Genomic DNA, 20407 nt, shown 5'->3' with positions numbered 1-20407 from the left:
CCGAAATGAAAGCTCGGCGGGGTTTTTTTATTCACGTTGAGAAAGGGATAAGGTTGCCAAAAAATCAGCAATCGCTGGCGTATTATGCCGACCAATGACGCTATCCGCATACACCTTTGCCCGAGCGCTGGCATTCCCCATCGCGACGCCCAATCCGGCTAAACGTAGCATTTCCGCATCGTTATCATTATCGCCAAACGCCATCACTTCGCGCATTGCGATATGCTGTTGCTGTGCATATCTGGCGAGGCTTTGCCCTTTGCTGCACCCCTTCTGGAGAATATCCAGTTGATGATGCCAGGACCAGGTACAGCTTAGCTGTAATTCATGCTGTATAAACTCAGCAATATTTTGTAGTTGTTTTATGTGCCGATGAACGACGCTGATTTGCCAAATATTCTCCCTACTGCTTAGCTCATCAGCCTGAAAGATTATTTTATCATCAGCACGAATTGTCGGTTTAAGCGGATATACCCGCGCCAGTATTTTTTCCGTTTGTAAGTGCGTCAGCGGCAGCGGGTGAAGGACCTGCTGTTGAGCCGGTTGATAAATATAACTTCCGTTACAACAGATCATCGGTTCGGTGAGCGCCAGCGTTTGATAATACGCATAGGCTTCACGATGAGAGCGGCCGGTGACAAGCATTATTCGGCAGCCCATGTCCTGCATCTGACGGATAGCGGTTAGCGACTCTGGCAGAATTTGTTTATTACGGTTTAGCAGCGTTCCATCAAGATCAAAAGCGATTAAACGATATCGCATGAGCGCCCGATCCTAAAACAGCGTGAGGCATCCAGGTGATTCAGCAATGGAATATCGAGACGGTGCTGATAAGCGAGAAAACAGTGGCATTGTTTTGCCTGGCAGGCGGGAGAATTAAGCCGTTGCTGATATAAATTACCCATTTTAATTTTGCTGATATGACAAGCAAAAAGATCGCCTTCTGCATTCATAAAAATACTTTTTCTTCCTGCGGTACAGATATCCAGCTGCGCTGGCCACTGCTGCGTTTCAATCACATACAGCGGATCGAGTTCGCCGAAGGCGATGGTTTCCTCAACGATATGCCGGGTATTGGCACACTCGTTGGCGTTAAACCAAAAATAATTCTGGTCAGGCAACTGCTGGCGGAGCCAACGAAACTGGTCGATATCTTTCATACTGGCGACAGCCCCCGCGCACCAGGTTATTCCGGCGGCAGAGAGCGCTAAACACTGCTGGAGAAAGCGCTCAGCGGTAATTTGTGAGGGATGAAAAGAACACCATAACCGAAGCTTTGAGATATCTCCGCCGCCAGCACGAAATGCCTCCAGCAATGACATTAACGAAAAAGAGGCGTTAGTTTGTATGCCGACCGCCTGAACATGAGGATAGCGGCTAATTTCTGCCAGCGCCGCCATGTAATAACGCAAGCGTAGCGCCTCGCCATAAGGCGTAATCATCACATTCAACGGCGTACCTAAAAGAGGCAAATGGTCAACCATGCGCCATAGCGCGGCTTCGTCGCGTTTTTTATCGTTACGGGCGTGTTTATGGAACGGGCAATAGCCGCAATGATAATTACACGATTTAAGATAGCCGCGATAAAACAGCGTGTGAATATCGCGCAGGGCGGGGGCGCTCATCTCTGCCGATTCTCCCGTAGCATCACCTCAGGCGAAACGAACACAGGAGCAAGGCAATCGGATAATGCCATACCGGTCTCCGTTAGCCGGAGGCGACTGCTATTCTGATAACAGTAGCCTTGCTGTATAAAGCGTTCCAGGTCGGGGAAATCCCTTAGCGCATCGCTGGCAAAATATTGCTGATAATCGCTAAGAGAAAGTCCCTGCCAGAAAAATAGATTTTTAATGATAAAGCGGCGTTTCATTTCATCAGGGGGGAGCAGATAACCGTGATTAATGACGGTTTTATCCGGGCTGTCGATAAACGCCTGAATGATTTTTCGTGATGTCTGCAGGTTCGACGACCACGGCGAACAGTAATGCAGATTGCCAAGATAACTTCTGCCGCCCGCGCCGAGCGCCAGTGAGTTTTCAAATCCGCAGCTTTCCGCCGCGGCGGATGGCGCTGGATTAAGGACGAAACGGCGCATGGACGTTTGGGTGTAGCCCGCGTTGCGTAAAAGATCGCGGGCTAAAACGTAGTAGCCATGCATATTTTCCTGGCGAGGCATATTATAAAGCGGATAAAGAAACAGCTCTTCCGGTTGATAAACGAGCGCCTGATGTAACGATTCCGTCAGGCTTGCGTGAGTCTGTCCGGGAATGCCGTAAATAATATCAATATTGAGTGATGGAAAATGACCCGCCTTTAGCCATTCCAGCGCCTGGTGCGCGCTGGCGGCATTGTGGCGGCGGTGCAGCGTATGTAACTCGCTGTCATGAAAACTTTGTACGCCAATACTGACGCGATTAACGGAAAAGGCGTTTAATAGCGCTACTTTTTCTGCTGTGGTATCCGTAGGGGAAGTTTCAATTGTTTTATAAATATTCCAGTCAACATTGAGCACATCAAAGACGAAAAAAAATAACTTCTCTAATTGCGCAATGTTTAATAGCAGAGGTGTGCCGCCGCCTACGGTAAAGCTTGCCCAGTGGACGGGCGCCAGCGCCATTTGTCGGCCCTGGGTAATAATCGCGTCGATATAGCTATCAATGAACGTATTATCTGCGCCTGTACAGGTAAATAAATTACAGAACCCGCAGCGACTTTGACAAAACGGCATATGAACATACAGATGTGTGTCGTGCTCGTAAATGCGCTGTTTTACTTCGCTAAAACTGACGTTCTCCAGCTCCCGATAAGCCGTCTTATGCGGATAACTGTACATATACTGACGATAAATATCATTGTTATTCATATTAATGATTACAGCTCAGCAAGAAATGCATATAGGGAACGGTATTAACGATCGGATGATTAAAACTATGGAAATATTTCCCGTCTTCGCCATAGCAGGTACCGTGATCGGAACAGACAATAACGAACGTTTCGCCGCCGGTTTGGCGGAAAATGTTTAGTAATCCGTCGATGCGGGCGTCGATATAGCGTAGCGCGGCGGCATGAGTCTCAACGGTATCGCCAGGGGCCGCGCCCTCCACGTAAAAATGGTTAGGGTAATGAATCGTGTCGATATTGATATACATCATGACCGGTTGGCTGCCAGCACGTTCGGCCATGATTTTCTGGATATAATGGATCTGGTTATCCATACTCTCTTTAACCGTACAGGCAAAGCGTGGATGCCAGTAACTCTCTTTAAACATCGACGGGAACACTTTTCCCATGCCGGAGCGGTTATTAAAGAAAGAGACGCCGCCAATACAGATGGTCTGGTAGCCTTTATTTTCCAGACTTTTTATCCATGTTGCGTCATCAAAGGCAAATGCATTTTTCGGCCCTTTACGACCAAGTCCGATATCTTTTGGGAAAAACAGCATGGTCTGATTAACGGTATCATCAATAGGTTTTGGCATAAAACCTGAAAACATGGCGTGATGCGAAGGCCAGGTAAAATTACCGGCCGCTTCGCATTTCGTCCATTGTCCATAATGATTAAGGTTGGGCGTATTTCCGGCGGTTTGTTCCTGAAGCGCAATGTCGTAGCGTAACGAGTCCAGCACAATAAAAAGAATATGAGCGTTATTACTAATTAGCGCATTCATATCGAATTCGCCATCGCCTGTGTCAATCGACGCGTGCAGCGAGACGGGGACTTCATCCATTGAATTATACATTTTGCTTCCTCATGGCCCGGATTTGCGTCTGATAAATTAGATTATTCTGCTGCGCATCCTGATAAATCAAATCACCCTGGCCATTAATTTCAATAATATACGGCGTCAGGCTGGTGGTAAGTAAAACATCAATACCCGCTAAGCGAATGCCAGGGAAAAGTCGCATGGCATTTTGACAGAGCGTATCGATCTCAGTCACTTTTGCGGCAGATAACTCCAGACTTTCGAAGCAGTAAGCCTGGTTTTGCAGATGTAAGTTAGTAATGGGCTGCGAGGAGGTTCTGACCACTCGCCAGATAATTTCGCCATCCAGGCAGACGATGCGTAAATCATAGGTTTTATGCTTTACGCTGGCTTTGGGCAGCCACTGTTCGACGAGGTTTTCCTGCTGAAGAACGCCATCAATAATGAGCTGGATATCTTCTTTCTGACGATACTGTTGGATTTTTTTGCTGTTAAATAGCTGTTGTCCTGATATGGCAATCGCGCTGTAAAGCACCTGCTTTATGCCATCAGGCTGGCGGCGCAAAGCGATAACGCCCGCCGCGCCAGAACCCAGCGAGGGCTTAATGAACACGCTGGCGACCCTTTTTTCCTCCATGATGGCGGTGAGCTGTGCAAAACTTTTTACGTCTTCCGCTACCAACGGCGGCGTGGGGATGCCGTGTTCCAGTAAGCGCCGCTTGCAGCGTTTTTTATCCAACAGGTGAATGAGGCCCGCCGGATGGTTAAGCCAGGTGACGCCAGGACGCGCCGCCATGTTCTGCAAAAAATGGATATAGTCCAGACCGATCGCGTTTATTTTGCGGATGTCTGTTTCACTGTGTACTGGCGGGTCGATTTTAACGATGCCAGAGGTCAGCGAAGCGTCCAGCGCTTGCGGATGAGTCAGCGCCGTGACGGGTTCCCCAAGTACGGCGGCAGCCTGCATAAAATAATGCGTGCGCTTGTTCTGACGGGGGCCAATGAGCGTAATCACAATAAATCCCTTTATCGTTGTGTAGGGGAATGTGCACATTCCCCTACACAATCACTCGGTGTACATCGCATTCATATAAATATCGCCATCGTAATCATCAGGCTCCAGAGCTTCTGAAAGATTCAGGTTTATCGGCAGTGCGGCTTTTAGCTTTTCCTGCATCTCCGGCGTCAAATAGTGGTGGTGGAGATCGAGTGTTTCCAGATGCGCAATTCGGTCTTTATGCTCCAGCAGCGCCTCTGCGCCGTTGTCCGTTAAGGTACCGCATGAGAGTTCCAGCACGTTAAGCTGCGGCAGGATATTACTTTCCAGCACCCGGCGGGCGATATCATCCTGCTCTTCGCTGTTCATCAACCCCAGATGGGTGAGCTGAGGGAAAAGATCTTTCGATGCCAGCGCCATCACGTCATCCAGCGAACCGTCAAAACCGTATCCCTCTACGCCCAGGAAGAGTTTCAGCGTTTTTAATGCAGGGAGCTGCGCATTTTGTAGTTCGGCAAGTACGTTAGAAGGGATGCCGCCGGAAATGATTTCCAGGTGCTCCAGTTTCTCATGATGTATAGCGCCCAGTCGCAGATCCGACGCGCCTTTAATAATCAGTTCTTTCAGATTGGGTAACGCCGCATAGAGCCTGGAATAGTCACCTTGTTTAATCCAGGAGATCTCGCAGTCTTCGCTCTCCATATCACCGATAAACAGTGATTCCAGGTGAGTAAAGCGGGAGGCGTTCTCCACAATCATATCAATAATAGGCTGGCAGGTTTCGTCTTCCCAACAATCACCCCAGTTACCAATGGTCAGTGAGCGAAGCTTTGGCAGATCTTCATCGGTTAAAATCAAATTAATGAGCTGTTCCTGGGTTAATTCATTGTCCCAATCAATATTAAATCGCTTATTCATTTGTTTCCCTTCTCTATAAGCATGAATATGGTAAAACGCTTTGCGAATATTATCATGGCGCTTAGAGGAGGGATATCGGGAGTCTGATTCAGGATGAATGAGCGGGCAGAACAACTACCCGCTGTGATGCAGATTCGGAAAATAGAGGCGATAATATCAGAAGAAATACTTCGCCCCGATACGAATCTGGTTTTGCTCTCTATGGTAGGGGCCCACGTTACGATCTAACCAGCGTAATTCAAAATAGGGCAACCAGTGTTCATTGATACGATAACGGAAGGTATTGGTGATTTCCCAATGATGCTTCGTACCATTACTACTATTAAAATCATTAACGTTATAAAAATAGTGTGGTTCAAAGGTATAAGAAAATTTATCGGTAATGATAAAATTCCAATAGTTACCGATTTCATAGCTGTCATTATTATCCAGTTCGCCATTCAAATCGGTTGAACTATAATTATTGTGATTATATCGGTTACGTACCGTAAGATTAAACCACGGGGTAAATTTATAGTTAACATCCAGATAGACGGCGCCGCCGGAACCAATGCTTTTGTCGTTTATTAACCCGCCAGGCTGGATGGTTAATTTATCTGTAGGTTTAAATAATGGATACCAGTCCTCAATCTCATTATAACCGTGCTTTAATTCATCATCACGCTGTAGCGTATAGGTATTGGTCAACATAATTCCGGCCCCCATATCGGAGTTATAGCCGACGCGCAGCATAAACTCCATTTGGTCAGACGCTAGGTTATAGGCCTCACGGTTTTCTACATAAGCGCCAGCAAAAACAGAGGTGGATATTACTGAAGTTAATATCACTAGAGTATTCAGAGATTTCATAATAAATCCATTTTTCAAATATAGGGAAGCCGCCATCCATCGGGATGGATAAAGCGGCAAGCGTCGTTTAATTATTTACAGTAGAAATACTTTGTTTATTATTAGTCGCGACAATTTGATTACCTGTTTTCTTTCGTTGGGCAATTTCCTCGATAATAAAAGCGAAACGTTGTTCATTGAGCTTATAAAAAAAGCCCATCGTTAGTGCTGCGATAATGGCAAGACCGCAAGGCCATAAAAAAATGAGCTGACGCAAACCAAGCAACGTGGTGTCACTTTGAGCTATGTTGGGGATATAACCGATTTGCGTCAGCATAATACCTGGCAAAAAGCCAGCAAGCGCAGCGGAAATTTTGCGGGAAAAGGTATAACCCGTATACACCGAGCCTTCAGCGCGAATACCCGTTTTCCATTCACCGTAGTCAACCGTATCCGGAACCAGTGCCCAGTTCAGGCTGTTGACGAAAGCGGTACCGAAGAAGGCGATACAAGAGAAAATAACAAACAGGAATGACGTTCCGCCCCAGATAAAATTCAGGATATCGCCAACGGCCCACAATATCAGACCACCAAGATAAACCTGTTTTTTCCCGAAGCGTTTTACCACAGCAGGTACTAATAAAACACCAATCAGGATACAGCCCATGCTGAAAAAACCCATCCATGACAACAAATGAATATCGTTCAGCACGTACTGAGTGTAATAAACCTGAATGGCCAGCTTGATATTAAAGGCGGCCAGCGTGCACAAATTGGCAACGCAGAGCACCAGCAGCGGCGGATTACGAAAAATCGCGCAGAAGGACTTCAATATGCTGGGTTTATGCGTGTCAGGTACGGTTTCGATATACCGTTCTTTCACCCCGCTAAAGCACCACCACATGCTGAACAGCCCGCAGACCGAAAAAATGACTGCTGCAATCAGATAACCCAGCGAAGGGGAACGGGTAAACAGCGCCTGAATGGGCATAAAACCTACGGTACAAAGAAGAAGGCCAATGGTAGCGCCGCCTTGTCGCCATGCGGCGAGCTGGGCCCGCTCATGCGGATTTTTGGTAATAGCGGGTACCATCGCGCCGTATGAGCAGTTCATCAGGCTGTAGAACAGACCGAACAACATAAACAGCACCGTCGCGAAGGCTGTTTTAACGGGTAAAGTAAAGTGAGTGGCAAAGAATTGCGCAGTAGCAACCAGAGCCACCGGAAATGACGCATACAGAATAAAAGGCCGAAACTTTCCTTTTGCGCCAATATTACGGCGTGAATCCAGCAATACGCCGGTGAGCATATCGGTAAAAGCAGTGAAGAATTTCGCCACCAGAAAGATAATTCCACCGTAATATGCAGGCATCCCGAGTTCATCGGTATAAAACTTCAGTAGATACAGCGTACCGATACACAGCATCAGATTTGAGCCGAAATCGCCCACGCCATAGGCGCATTTTTCCCGCAGGCTCAACTTTAGCGTTAGCGGATCATGATTAGACATAATCGCCTCTCAAAACGCCCCGCAGGGCGTTATATTTTATTGTTGTTAAACCGTATGTTTCCGGGCCTCAATCTCTTCCACAATTCGCACGTACATCTTCTCGTTGAGGTTGTAGAAACAGCCCATCGCAATAATGGTGATGACCGCCAGCACGCAAGGATATATAAAGATCAACTGGCGTAGGCCTTCGACGGTGCCTGCCGATTGCACCACATTCGGGATATAACCGATTTGCGTCAGCATCCAGCCGGGGAAGAACCCTGCCAGCGCCTGGGAGACCTTACGGAAGAACGTGAAGCCGGTGTAAACCGTCCCTTCCGAGCGGACGCCGGTGCGCCATTCACCGTACTCCACCGTGTCGGAAACCAGCGCCCAGTTCAGGCTGTTGACGAAGGCGGAACCGAAGAACGCCAGGCAGGAGAAGGCGACAAAACTGACCGAGCCGCCGCCAAAGAAGTAGTTGAGCAGATCGCCCGCCACCCATATTAACAGCCCGCCGATATAGACTTTCTTCTTGCCAAAACGCCTTACTGCGCCGGGCATCAAAAAGACGCCGATAAAAATACAGCCCATGCTAAAGAAGCCCATCCAGGAGAGGAGGATCGGGTCGTTAAGAACGTACTGGGTGTAATAAACCTGAATCGCCAGTTTGACGTTGAAGGCGCCAAGAGTACAAAGGTTGGCGATACACAGAATAAACAGCGGACGGTTACCGGCGATGGCGCGGAACGACTGCAATAATCCGGGCTTTTGCGCGTTATCGACAGGTTTCACTTCGACGTAGCGCTCTTTAACGCCGGCGTAGCACAGCCACATAAATAGCAGGCCAAACAATGAAAATAGCGTGGCGGCGAAAATATAGCTGAGTTGGGCATTGCCTTCGATCAGGTTCATGACCGGCACAAAGCCAACGGTACACAGCAGCAGGCCGAGAGTGGCGCCGCCCTGGCGCCAGGCAGCAAGCGAGGCGCGTTCATCCGGGTTCTTGGTAATCGCTGGCACCATCGCGCCATACGAGCAGTTCATCATGCTGAAAACCAGTCCGTACAGCATAAACAGTATCGTTGCGACGACGGTTTTTCCCGTCACCTCAAACGGTGTGCCGACAAAGTTAGCAATCGCCAGTAGCGTTACCGGAAATGCCGCGTAAAGCACGAACGGGCGGAATTTGCCCTTCGGACCAATTTTACGCCGCGAGTCGAGCATAATGCCGGTACCCATATCGGTAAATGCGGTAAAAAATTTGGCGATCAGGAAAATGATCCCGCCGTAAGTCCCTGGTAAACCCAGCACATCGGTATAAAATTTGAGTAAATAGAGGGTCCCGATATCTAACAGGATATTGGAACCTAAATCCCCCAGTCCATAGGCAAGTTTTTCTTTAAACGGCAAGCGTAGGGTTGCCGGATTCGATGATGTTTGACTCATTATTCTTCTCCATCTGCCCGCAGGTTTCCCTGCGGGCGAGCCGTATTAGATATTCCGTAAAGAAGCAAAAAGTGAAGCCCACTCGCTCTTCGCGCGATAGAAGACCGGCGGTTTGCCAATGGGCGCATCCACGGTAATTTCACCGCCGTGGTGAACTTCGCCGGTCCAGATATTCACCCAGTGATCTTCCGGCAGGTACAGCGTCCAGTCGCAACACCCCTGCTCGTGAACCGGCGCGACCAGCAGATCCTGACCGAGCAGATATTGGTATTTCAGGGTGTAGGTTGCGGCATCGTTCTCGTAGTGCAGGAATAGCGGACGCATGACCGGCAGACCGGTAGCCGCGTTTTGCGCCACCGCCTGCTTGAGATACGGTTTCAGCGTGGTAAAGACGGTGGTCATGCGGGCAAAGTGGGCAATAGTTTCCGCGTCGCCGTCGAACTGCCAGTTATCGCCGGGGCGGTTGCCTTCATGGGGGCGCATCATCGGCGTAAAGGCGCTGAAATCGCACCAGCGCAGCAGCAACTCTTTGCTGCGTTTCATGTCAAACAGGGTGGTGTAGCCGCCGATATCGCTGTGATGCAGACCATGGCCGGTCATCGCCAGCGACAATGCCGCAGGCACTACAGAGGCCAGACCATCATCAAGGCTCCAGTCAACGTTCTGGTCACCTGCCCACATCATGGTGGAATATTTCTGACTGCCGGTGTAACCCGCACGCATAAAGAACAGGATCTCGCCGAGTTTGCCGGTCTCCTGTAGCGCTTCGTAGTTACATTTCGCCCACAGCGCAGGCCAGGCGTTATGCATGATCTCGGCGCTGACGCCGTTGTGCAGATACGTGTCGGTCGGCAGATATTCGCCGAAATCCGCCATCCAGCCGCTGCAGCCGAGCGCGATCATGTTCTTTTTGATGACGTCTTTGAACCAGTCGTAAGCTTCAGGATTGGTCAGATCGACCACGCCGCCATAGAATTCGCCAAACTCGACCAGATAGTCGCCGCCCGTGGCGTCTTTCGCCAGATAGCCGTGTTTCGCCGCCTCAGCGCAGAGGTCTTTATCACTGGCGACGTATGGGTTGATATAAGAGAGGAACTGGACGCCTTCTTCTTTCCACTGTTTGATCCGGCTATCCAGTTGCGGATAGTTGTCGCTATTCCACTTCCAGTTCCACATCACGCGCTTGCCAAAGGAGGTCATGCGGATACCGGACCAGTCCTGCGCCCAAATACCGTTCACTTTTACGCCTGCGTTGCGCATGGTATCCAGTTTTTGCTGGCAAACTTCCGTACCGCCCTGAATGCCTAGCGTGACGCCGTCGTAAACCCAGTCCGGCAGCTCCGGCTGGCGGCCTAACAGCGCAGTCAGTTTTTCCAGCAGGGCGATGTAGGTGTCGGCACACTCAAAACGCAGCGTAGTTTTATCTTCCCACAGCGCCAGTTCGTGATACTCCGGCGCGCTGAAGTCGAAATTCATATAGCAGCTATTATCGACGTGGCAGTAATACTTCTGCGTGCTGACAAAGGTCGGTTGCGGGAAGAAGGTCCAGTAATAGTCGCCGCCGGCATTCTCTTTACAGTCTGCCTGCCAGGTGACATAGCTGGTTTTATTACGGCCAACGCCCTGTTCGCTGGTCCACAGCGGGAACGGCTTGCCGCGCAAATCGAAATAAGAGAACTGTTCGCCGCAGCCGTAGATATGGTCGTCTGGATTAGCTGCGAGGCGTAACCAGATACGGTTATGGTGCAGGTCGTCGTTTTGCAGATCCAACGTCAGGCGTCCCGCCTCATCGGCGGAGATGCGAAGGGTGGCGCTAATTGTTGCGCCACGGCTGAATTGTACCAGCCAGCCGTCGGGTAGCTCGCTGACCGTAGCCTCCGTTAATGCAATCTTTTCGTTAAGTTTGTCTTTGATGCTGAAGTTGCCGCGAAACATGTCAATGTCGGCAACGCCCGTGCCAATCCACAGACAGGGATTTTCGGTGCTGTGGCGTAAAATCAGGCGCTGCTGCCAGTTAAGCGCAAAACCATCCTGTGATGTTGTCAGTTCAAAATCGGTTGACCGTTGTGGTAGAGAATTCATTGTAATCTCCGTGAATGTAGGGTAATTCGATAATCCATTTGGGCTAGTCACAGCCGATGGAAAAATGCAGTTGATGGATCGCTTTTGGGGCAAGATGAATCAGCGCGATCCCGGAATTAAATGCATCGGGCGGGCAGCTCATAGGCTCTACCGCGAGACCTTTTCGGCTGAGTTTTTCGCCGGTATAGATCTGTAGCCAGGGTTGATTGCTGCGTAAAAATGTAGACATGTTCTGCGTTGGGCTGGTAAGTCTGACCTCCCACTCAGCCGGGGTAGTCGCGGTCTTAACCGCATGATCAAGGCGCGTTTCGCCGAGCAGGCATGATGCGGAAAAATCCCTGCCTGCGGGCAATTCTTCGCTTGCAGGCAGTGTTAATACACAGCTATCGATGCTTTGCAGATTACAAGTCAAATAAGGATGTGCGCCCGCGCCATAAGGGGCTGATTTATCGCCAATGTTTTGCGTACGAATCAATACGTGCAGCCCACTGGCGGCATCTAACCGATAAATCACTTCCGATATCAACGCAAAGGGATAGCCGTAAGAGGGCGGCAGAAAAATCGTTAGCGACGCTTCCGTCGCCGACTGATAATTAATCTGCCAGTCTCGCCAGGCTAACAGACCGTGAATGGCGGTCTGCGAAACCGGGTCGTTAACGGCAAGCTGGAAAACCTTGCCGTTATAGGAGTAGCAGCCATTTGTCACGCGATTGGGCCAGGGAATCAATACTTTCCCCAGATGCGCCATGGGTATTTCTTCCGGTTTATGCGGGATGACCACATGGCGTCCATGATGGGTCAGTTCCGCCAGACCTGCGCCAACCGTGACGATTTTCGCCTGGTAATGGCCCGCATTAAGCTGAATAGTTTTTCCACCGCTGTGCATGGCTGTCATCCTCATGACCTATTTCGCGTTGATATCCAGGAGACCCGCCGCGACCGCTGGAGCCAGGCCCGGCGCCAGTGGCAGACGAGGAATGACCAGACAGTGCAGCAGATGGTAAATATCTTGCTTGCCGTCCCACACTTTGGTGGTCACTTTGTTATCGGCGTCCAGCTCTTGCCACCAGGAACCATTTTCATAGTCCATCAGATACTTAATGCAGTAGTCCCACCATTTCTGATACCACTCTTCATACTGGCTATCGCCCGTCAGGGTGTAGAGGGCGTAGGCTGTCCCCATCGCTTCCACAATCGGCCAGCGCACGCGTTCACGTACGATAGGTTTACCGTCCCAGTCGACTGAGTAGACAAAGCCGTCTGCGCCATCTGGCGCCCAGGCGTCGCGGATAGTGGCATGGAACAGACCTTTCGCATCCTCCAACAGCCAGGCGGGCGGCGTTTCGAAGCGGGCCTCCAGCGCAGCATGGAGATGGAGCATCAGACGGCCCCACTCAATCCAGTGACCTGGCGTACCGCCGTAGGCGCGGAAACGGTGGGCAGGATTATCTTTGTTGTAGTCGCGGATAGGGTTCCACTGTGAATCGAAGTGTTCATTGACGCGGTAATCACCGTTGCGCGCCACATCATGAATAATTACCGACGCGATACGCAGCGCGCGATCCAGCCATTTTTTGTCATGGGTAACGTCATAAACAATCAGGAACGCTTCGACGGCGTGCATATTGGCGTTGCCGCCACGGTAGTCTTCGGTTTTGCTGAAGGCTTCATCCCAGGACTCCAGGCACATCTGCTCTTCTTCACTCCAGAAGTATTTCTCAATCACTTCTATGGTGTAATCCAGCAATTTTCTGGCTTCAGGGTGCCCGGTCGTGACGGCGCTGGCCGCGCCCAGCAAGGCGAAGAAGTGTTGATAACCCTGTTTAGAGGCATCTACCACGCCCTGATCGTTAACGCAGGCATACCAGCCGCCGTATTTTTTGTCGCGCAGCGCGCCGTTCATGGCTTTGATGCCATGATCGACCAGATCATAAGCGCCCGGTCGGCCCATCGACGCCGCCACGGAATAAACGTGCAACATACGCGCCGTGATCCAAAGATGGGTGCCCATCTCTTCTTTAATTTGCCCTTTATTTCCCAGCCAGCCGAAGCCTGTCGGCACCACGGCGTTTTTACCGAAATTAAAGATGCGGTCGGTTTCCTGCTCCAGCCAGCGGTTGTGGCTCAACGTGTTAAACCATTTCATTCTTTCATCCTCGTATTAACGACGTTTCGCCATCATTTCATCGACGATCTCGCCCAGACGTTGCAACTTAGGCGCGGAAACATCACGTAGCATCAGCTCGGTATCCGGTAGACCAATCACTGATGACCAGACCGCGCGTCCCGCCAGGAACCCGGATGCGCCAGCTTCCATGGCGACCCTGACCGCGCGAGGGAACAGTTTTTCGTCCACACCGGAAGAGAGGATGACCCACGGCATATTGATATGCCCATTCAGGCGTTGTGAGGCGGTAAGAAGATCGGAACGCGCGCCTTTGCCGTAGAGCGGCATTTCAACTTTGTAAAGATCGGCGCCGCTGTCGCCCAGCTCTTTGGCCGCATCGATAATCGCCTGCTCGCGATCGAACTTGTCGCCGCAGCGCGGCGGACGTACAACCGGTTCGATAATGCTCAGCAAACCATTGGAGTGACATAATTCATTGAATTCTTTGACCATATCCAGACGCTGCTGCGCGTCTTCGTCGCTGCGCCACAGCACCAACAGTTTTAAGGCTTTCGCGCCATCCCGTTTTACCGCCTGCGCATTAATTTTTTTATCAATGACCACGTTATCAACGGGAATACCGTTGCCCGGGATGAAATCATCCGCCGCGACGATCATGGCGCAGCTTTTAGCGACCGCGTTTTGTTCTACGGCCTGGCGATAACAGAACTGCTGATCCAGCAGAACGGCAGAGGCATACGGGGAAAGAATTTTCGCCGCATTCACTTTGAAATCCGTCAGCACGCTATCGGCAACGGGTGTTTTCGCACCAGCAGCAGCAAACATTAAACGCATCGCCTCGCGCTGATCGACAGCCAGCATGGCAAACCCGCCGGACGCTCGCGTAATGTCTTTGATGGTGTAGTTGTTCATTCAATTTTCCTTTATACAGTCGTTACTTTTTTACGTTGGCGGTCAGCCCGGCGCTGATGCGCACCTGTTCCAGGATGGCGCTCCAGTCTTCCCGACCGCGGCCTGCGGCCCGCGCCAGGTTATAAACTTCACGGGAGGCGGCGCCGAGCGGCATCGGTACGTGCAGTTGATTGGCGACATCCAACGCGATGCCAAGATCTTTGTGCGCCAGATCGATCATGAAGGCGGGAGACAGATCCCCTTTCATCACTTTATTCGGCCAGGTGGTGGTGAAATGCCCTTTGCCTGCGGCAGTGCCGCTCATCACTTTTAAAGCCACGTCGAAGGAAAGCCCCAGCGCTTCACACAGCACGGCGGCTTCGGCGGAGAGCGCATTTAGCGCAATACTCATGTAGTTGTTGATCAGTTTTACGCGAATACCCATTCCCGGGCCGCCGGTGTTGACCAGCTCATTACCCATCGCCATCAGAACAGGGGTAGCGCGCTCTACTTGCTCCGTCGTACCGCCTGCCAGCAGCAACAATGTGCCGGTAATCGCGTTGTCGGATGTCCGGCCTACCGGCACATCCATCATGCTGAACCCTTTGCTCTGCATGTCGGCAATCAGCTTATCGGTTTGCAACGGATGAATAGTGGACATATCAATGACCAGCGCTTCACGGGAAAGAGTTTCACAAACGCCTTGCTCGCCAAACAAAACGGAACGAACCAGATCGTCGTTCGGGAGCATGGTGATAACAAATTCAGCGCCGATGGTTGCCTGAGCCGGGCTGCTTGCAGGTTGCGCGCCTTTGTCTACCAGACGCTGTACGGCGTCGGGATTAACATCGAAGACGCTGAGTTGATGGCCCTGCTTTAGCAGATTGCTCGCCATAGGGGAGCCCATCTGTCCCAACCCGATAAATGCTATAACTGCCATATCGTTCTCCTGAACACGGTGGTGTCATTTTTTGTCATTAATGAGCCTTTTTCTGTCTGTTTGTGATCGTATTTGTAATTTATAGTCAAAAAATTGACAGCCGTCACTTTTTAAACATTTCGTGAAATTAAAATGAGCACATCGAAAATGCTTGAGGAATGACCATGGTTCGTATTGCTTGTGTAGGTATTACCGTGATGGATCGCATCTATTACGTGGAAGGATTACCGACAGAAGGGGGTAAATATGTGGCGAAGCGTTATACGGAAGTGGGCGGCGGGCCTGCGGCGACCGCTGCCGTGGCTGCGGCGAAATTGGGCGCGCAGGTGGACTTTATTGGCCGTGTGGGCGATGACGACACCGGAAACAGCCTGCTGGCGGAACTGGAATCCCTGGGGGTAAATACCCGCTATACCCGCCGCTACACGCAGGCCATGTCGTCGCAGTCAGCGATTATGGTGGATGCCAAAGGAGAGCGGATTATCGTTAATTATCCCAGCCCGGATTTATTGCCTGACGCCGACTGGCTTAACGACATCGATTTTTCGCAGTGGGATGTGGTGTTGGCGGATGTGCGCTGGCATGACGGCGCAAAACAGGCGTTTACGCTGGCGCGTCAGGCTGGCGTCATGACTGTTCTTGATGGCGATATTACGCCGCAGGATATTAGCGAGCTGGTGGCGTTAAGCGACCACGCCGCCTTCTCCGAGCCGGGGCTGGCACGCCTGACGGGGATGAGCGAAGCCATTGATGCGCTAAAAAAAGCACAAATGCTCACAAATGGACATGTCTATGTCACGCGAGGCAGTGAAGGCTGCAACTGGTTGGAAAAAGCGGCGGTACGCCACCAACCGGGTTTTACCGTGGAGGTGGTGGATACTACCGGCGCGGGCGATGTTTTTCATGGCGCACTGGCATTTGGCCTGGCAAGCGGATACGCCATCGAAGAGGCTGTCAGATTCGCCAGCGGCGTTGCCGCGCTGAAGTGTACGCGCCCGGGTGGCCGGGCGGGTATCCCTGATTGTGAGCAAACCCGATCTTTCTTGTCACTTTTTGTATAATATGAGCAGTAGGAAGCTTTTAGAGGAATGCTCATGAGTCTTACCGAACTGACCGGTAATCCGCGACACGATCGGCTGTTAATGCTTATTGATGAGCGCGGCTATATGAATATCGATGAGTTAGCCAGTTTGTTGGAGGTCTCTACCCAGACGGTTCGCCGCGATATTCGTAAATTAAGCGAGCAGGGGCTGATTACGCGTCATCACGGCGGCGCCGGCAGAGCGTCCAGTGTGGTCAATACCGCCTTTGAGCAGCGAGAGGTCTCCTGGACGCAAGAGAAAAAAGCCATTGCGGAAGCCGTGGCTGACTATATTCCGGATGGCTCCACGATATTTATCACGATTGGAACGACGGTTGAGCAGGTGGCGCGCGCGCTGCTCAACCATAATCATCTGCGCATTATCACCAATAGCCTGCGCGTCGCGCACATTCTTTATAATAACCCTCGTTTTGAAGTGATGGTGCCTGGTGGCACGCTGCGCCCGCATAATAGCGGCATTATCGGGCCATCCGCGGCGGCGTTTGTGGCGGGGTTCCGGGCGGACTATCTCGTCACCAGCGTAGGCGCGATAGAGAGCGATGGCGCGTTACTGGAGTTTGATGTCAACGAAGCCAGCGTAGTGAAAACCATGATGGCCCACTCGCGACATATTCTGCTGGCCGCCGATCATACGAAATACCATGCTTCTGCGGCGGTTGAGATCGGCAATGTGTCACAGATTACCGCTCTGTTTACGGACGAGTATCCCGGTCCGGCATTACAGAATTTACTCCAATCCCAGCAAATCGAAGTGGTTCAGGTGAGTCCTTCGCTGGACGACGCCGTTTCAGCGTGACAAGCGCCCTTGCGCCGGATGGTCGCGTCAGCGCTTTATCCGGCCAATAAAACGGCGCTGTGATGCAGGCGATATTGAACATCGTCTGCGTTTCTATTGTCTTTCTGTTAATTGATTTATAAAGGGATACATAGTCAAACTTCTCCTTTCCCGCTACAGTTATTCATCCCCGGTTAGCAAGGAGAATGACATGCTCTACGTCTTTGATTTAGGTAATGTGATTGTCGACATCGACTTTAACCGCGTATTAGGTGTGTGGAGCGACCTGAGTCGAGTACCGCTGGCTTCGCTGAAGCAAAAATTTACGATGGGCGAGACTTTTCAACAACATGAACGCGGTGAGATAACGGACGAAGCGTTTGCTGAAGCTTTCTGTCATGAAATGGCGTTATCGCTCAGTTATGAACAATTCTCGCACGGCTGGCAGGCGGTATTTGTCGGATTACGGCCCGAAGTGATTGCTATCATGCATAAACTGCGCGAGCAGGGGCATCGCGTGGTGGTGTTATCCAATACTAACCGACTGCATACCCACTTCTGGCCGGAGGAATACCCGGAGGTGCGCGCTGCCGCCGACCATATCTATTTATCGCAGGATTTGGGAATGCGTAAGCCGGAAGCGCGTATTTATCAGCACGTCCTGCAGAAAGAAGGTTTTTCCGCTGCCGATGCGGTCTTTTTCGACGACAATGCCGATAATATAGAAGGGGCCAACCAGTTGGGGATCACCAGCATTCTGGTGAAGGATAAAGCCACCATCCCTGACTACTTCGCGAAGCTGTTATGCTAAAAACCGTTCACCAAAAAGCTGGACGCCATACGCGCCCTGTTCGGGCCTGGCTCAAGCTATTATGGCAGCGTATCGATGAGGATAATATGACGACTCTGGCGGGAAATCTCGCCTATGTCTCATTACTCTCCTTAGTACCGCTTATTGCCGTCGTTTTTGCCCTTTTCGCTGCTTTTCCGATGTTTTCTGATGTCAGCATTCAGTTACGCCATTTTATTTTTGCTAACTTTATGCCAGCCACCGGAGACGTGATTCAGCGCTATATTGAGCAGTTTGTCGCTAACTCCAACAAAATGACGGCGGTGGGCGCCTGTGGACTGATTGTGACGGCATTGCTGTTGATGTACGCCATTGATAGCGCCTTAAACACTATCTGGCGCAGCAAACGCACACGGCCAAAAGTGTACTCTTTTGCGGTGTACTGGATGATCCTCACGCTCGGCCCGCTTCTCGCTGGCGCCAGCCTGGCAATCAGCTCCTACCTGCTTTCTTTACGCTGGGCCAGCGATCTGAATACGGTCATCGACAATGTATTGCGCATCCTTCCGCTGCTGCTCTCGTGGATCTCATTCTGGTTACTTTACAGTATTGTCCCAACAACTCGCGTACCGAACCGTGACGCCCTTGTCGGCGCGTTTGTCGCAGCGTTGCTGTTCGAGGCCGGAAAGAAAGGTTTCGCGCTTTATATCACCATGTTCCCGTCATATCAGCTCATTTATGGCGTGCTGGCAGTGATCCCTATCCTGTTTGTCTGGGTATACTGGACCTGGTGTATAGTCTTGCTTGGCGCAGAAATAACTGTCACTCTCGGGGAATACCGAAAACTCAAACAAGCCGCAGAACAAGAAGAAGCTGACCAACCATGATTGCATTAATTCAACGCGTAACCCGTGCCAGCGTCACCGTGGAGGACGAGGTGACGGGTGAAATCGGCCCAGGACTTTTGGTGTTATTGGGTGTCGAAAAAGAAGATGACGAACAAAAAGCGAATCGTCTGTGCGAGCGCGTGCTGGGATACCGTATCTTCAGCGATGCTGACGGCAAGATGAATCTGAATGTACAACAGGCTGGCGGCAGCGTGCTGGTGGTGTCGCAGTTTACGCTGGCGGCAGATACCGAGCGCGGTATGCGACCAAGTTTTTCCGGCGGGGCTGCGCCGGATCGCGCGCAGGCGCTTTATGAATATTTTGTCGAACGCTGCCGCCAGCAGGCGATAAACACGCAAACCGGACGCTTCGCTGCCGATATGCAGGTTGAGCTGGTTAATGACGGTCCCGTGACATTCTGGCTCCAGGTATGAGTCAGCTTCCGGCGTGGCCGCGGATAACAAGAGAGAGTACGGCTATGTATCACCTTCGAGTTCCGCAAACAGAAGAAGAATTAGAACGTTACTACCAGTTTCGCTGGGAGATGCTGCGTAAACCGCTGCACCAGCCGAAAGGGTCGGAACGGGATGGCTGGGATGCGTTGGCGCACCATCAAATGGTGGTGGACGAAGAAGGAAATTTAGTTGCAGTGGGCCGCCTGTATATCAATGCAGATAACGAGGCGTCTATCCGTTTTATGGCTGTACATCCCTCGGTACAGGATAAAGGACTGGGGACATTAATGGCGATGACTCTGGAGTCTGTCGCCCGCCAGGAAGGCGTTAAGCGCGTCACCTGCAGCGCGCGCGAAGATGCGGTTGAGTTCTTTGCCAAACTCGGATTTGTCAATCAGGGGGAGATTACTACGCCCACAACCACGCCAATCCGCCATTTTTTGATGATTAAACCGGTAGCATCGCTGGATGATATCCTGCATCGCGGTGACTGGTGCGGGCAGCTTCAGCAGGCCTGGTATGAGCACATTCCATTGAGCGAAAAGATGGGGGTGCGCATTCAGCAGTACACCGGGCAAAAATTTATCACCACGATGCCGGAAACCGGTAATCAAAATCCGCATCACACGGTGTTTGCCGGCAGCCTGTTCTCCCTGGCGACGCTGACCGGATGGGGACTTATCTGGCTGATGCTCCGTGAACGCCACCTGGGCGGGACGATTATTCTTGCTGACGCCCATATTCGCTACAGTAAACCGATTAGCGGAAAGCCAAACGCCGTGGCTGATTTGGGGTCGCTAAGCGGTGATTTGGACAGGCTGGCGCGGGGTAAAAAAGCGCGTGTCCAGTTGCAGGTTGAACTGTTGGGCGGCGAGACCGCTGGGGCAATTTTCGAAGGCATTTATATCGTACTACCTGCGAAACCGTTCGGCCCGTATGAAGAGGGCGGGAATGAGGAGGAGTAGCTGGACA

Annotated in this window: 20 protein-coding genes; 6 read left to right on the top strand and 14 right to left on the bottom strand. The window is 51.2% G+C overall.

Translation table 11 applies throughout. The features are described 5' to 3' along the window. Window positions 1-27 precede the first annotated feature (27 nt). From NAZ64_RS19125 to yihU, 14 genes are all read right to left on the bottom strand, one after another. A complete protein-coding gene (locus tag NAZ64_RS19125; protein WP_023250031.1) occupies window positions 28-762 on the bottom strand; it encodes a Cof-type HAD-IIB family hydrolase in 735 nt (244 codons plus the stop codon). Further along, a complete protein-coding gene (locus NAZ64_RS19120; RefSeq protein WP_001518639.1) occupies window positions 747-1625 on the bottom strand; it encodes an STM4011 family radical SAM protein in 879 nt (292 codons plus the stop codon). The genes NAZ64_RS19125 and NAZ64_RS19120 overlap by 16 nt, the downstream gene beginning before the upstream one ends. Then, a complete protein-coding gene (locus NAZ64_RS19115; RefSeq protein WP_483641015.1) occupies window positions 1622-2863 on the bottom strand; it encodes an STM4012 family radical SAM protein in 1242 nt (413 codons plus the stop codon). Before NAZ64_RS19115 ends, NAZ64_RS19120 begins: the two co-directional genes overlap by 4 nt. A 1-nt stretch (window position 2864) precedes the next feature. Next, a complete protein-coding gene (locus NAZ64_RS19110; protein ID WP_000282794.1) occupies window positions 2865-3740 on the bottom strand; it encodes an STM4013/SEN3800 family hydrolase in 876 nt (291 codons plus the stop codon). After that, window positions 3733-4758 (bottom strand): STM4014 family protein, encoded by a 1026-nt coding sequence (locus NAZ64_RS19105; RefSeq protein ID WP_483641014.1) that lies wholly within the window; start codon window positions 4756-4758, stop codon window positions 3733-3735. Before NAZ64_RS19105 ends, NAZ64_RS19110 begins: the two co-directional genes overlap by 8 nt. 12 nt (window positions 4759-4770) lie before the next feature. Then, the gene (locus NAZ64_RS19100) at window positions 4771-5619 is read right to left on the bottom strand and encodes an STM4015 family protein (protein ID WP_001042091.1); all 849 of its coding nucleotides are present in this window, start codon (window positions 5617-5619) and stop codon (window positions 4771-4773) included. Between the two features lie 156 nt (window positions 5620-5775). Beyond that, complete coding sequence (gene ompL / locus NAZ64_RS19095; RefSeq protein WP_063814052.1) at window positions 5776-6468, bottom strand: porin OmpL; 693 nt, start codon at window positions 6466-6468, stop codon at window positions 5776-5778. A gap of 67 nt (window positions 6469-6535) precedes the next feature. Continuing rightward, entirely contained in the window at window positions 6536-7957 is a 1422-nt protein-coding gene (locus NAZ64_RS19090) for an MFS transporter (protein ID WP_000064891.1), read from the bottom strand. A 45-nt stretch (window positions 7958-8002) separates the two neighbouring features. Next, a complete protein-coding gene (locus NAZ64_RS19085) occupies window positions 8003-9385 on the bottom strand; it encodes an MFS transporter (RefSeq protein WP_000084245.1) in 1383 nt (460 codons plus the stop codon). A gap of 45 nt (window positions 9386-9430) precedes the next feature. Next, a complete protein-coding gene (locus NAZ64_RS19080; RefSeq protein ID WP_483641013.1) occupies window positions 9431-11467 on the bottom strand; it encodes an alpha-glucosidase in 2037 nt (678 codons plus the stop codon). A gap of 43 nt (window positions 11468-11510) precedes the next feature. Next, entirely contained in the window at window positions 11511-12368 is an 858-nt protein-coding gene (locus NAZ64_RS19075; protein ID WP_220569511.1) for an aldose-1-epimerase, read from the bottom strand. 3 nt (window positions 12369-12371) lie between these two features. Further along, complete coding sequence (yihS, locus tag NAZ64_RS19070; protein ID WP_000870942.1) at window positions 12372-13613, bottom strand: sulfoquinovose isomerase; 1242 nt, start codon at window positions 13611-13613, stop codon at window positions 12372-12374. Window positions 13614-13628: 15 nt separating this feature from the next. Next, on the bottom strand, window positions 13629-14507 hold the full coding sequence (gene yihT, locus NAZ64_RS19065) for a sulfofructosephosphate aldolase (RefSeq protein ID WP_001067413.1): 879 nt from the start codon (window positions 14505-14507) through the stop codon (window positions 13629-13631). 22 nt (window positions 14508-14529) lie between these two features. Further along, window positions 14530-15426, bottom strand: coding sequence for a sulfolactaldehyde 3-reductase (yihU, locus tag NAZ64_RS19060; protein ID WP_220569510.1), 897 nt, complete (start codon window positions 15424-15426; stop codon window positions 14530-14532). A 164-nt stretch (window positions 15427-15590) separates the two neighbouring features. Between yihU and NAZ64_RS19055 the strand changes: the two genes are divergently transcribed. The 6 genes from NAZ64_RS19055 (at window position 15591) to fabY (ending at window position 20400) form a co-directional block, all read left to right on the top strand. Then, window positions 15591-16487, top strand: a complete 897-nt coding sequence (locus NAZ64_RS19055) for a sugar kinase (RefSeq protein ID WP_001520529.1) — start codon at window positions 15591-15593, stop codon at window positions 16485-16487. Between the two features lie 33 nt (window positions 16488-16520). After that, on the top strand, window positions 16521-17324 hold the full coding sequence (locus tag NAZ64_RS19050) for a DeoR/GlpR family DNA-binding transcription regulator (protein ID WP_000059693.1): 804 nt from the start codon (window positions 16521-16523) through the stop codon (window positions 17322-17324). Window positions 17325-17514: 190 nt separating this feature from the next. Next, window positions 17515-18114 carry a glucose-1-phosphatase gene (gene yihX / locus NAZ64_RS19045; protein WP_115286667.1) on the top strand — a complete coding sequence of 200 codons (600 nt, stop codon included), beginning with the start codon at window positions 17515-17517 and terminating at the stop codon, window positions 18112-18114. Further along, on the top strand, window positions 18108-18980 hold the full coding sequence (locus tag NAZ64_RS19040) for a virulence factor BrkB family protein (protein WP_000921423.1): 873 nt from the start codon (window positions 18108-18110) through the stop codon (window positions 18978-18980). Before yihX ends, NAZ64_RS19040 begins: the two co-directional genes overlap by 7 nt. Further along, the gene (gene dtd / locus NAZ64_RS19035; RefSeq protein WP_000560969.1) at window positions 18977-19414 is read left to right on the top strand and encodes a D-aminoacyl-tRNA deacylase; all 438 of its coding nucleotides are present in this window, start codon (window positions 18977-18979) and stop codon (window positions 19412-19414) included. Before NAZ64_RS19040 ends, dtd begins: the two co-directional genes overlap by 4 nt. Window positions 19415-19458: 44 nt before the next feature. Further along, window positions 19459-20400 (top strand): fatty acid biosynthesis protein FabY, encoded by a 942-nt coding sequence (gene fabY, locus NAZ64_RS19030; protein ID WP_001518251.1) that lies wholly within the window; start codon window positions 19459-19461, stop codon window positions 20398-20400. The last annotated feature ends 7 nt before the right edge of the window (window positions 20401-20407 follow it).

Source organism: Salmonella sp. A1325, assembly GCF_056991255.1.
Note: the sequence above shows the minus strand (reverse complement) of the source record. Positions and strands in the feature narration are given on the sequence as shown.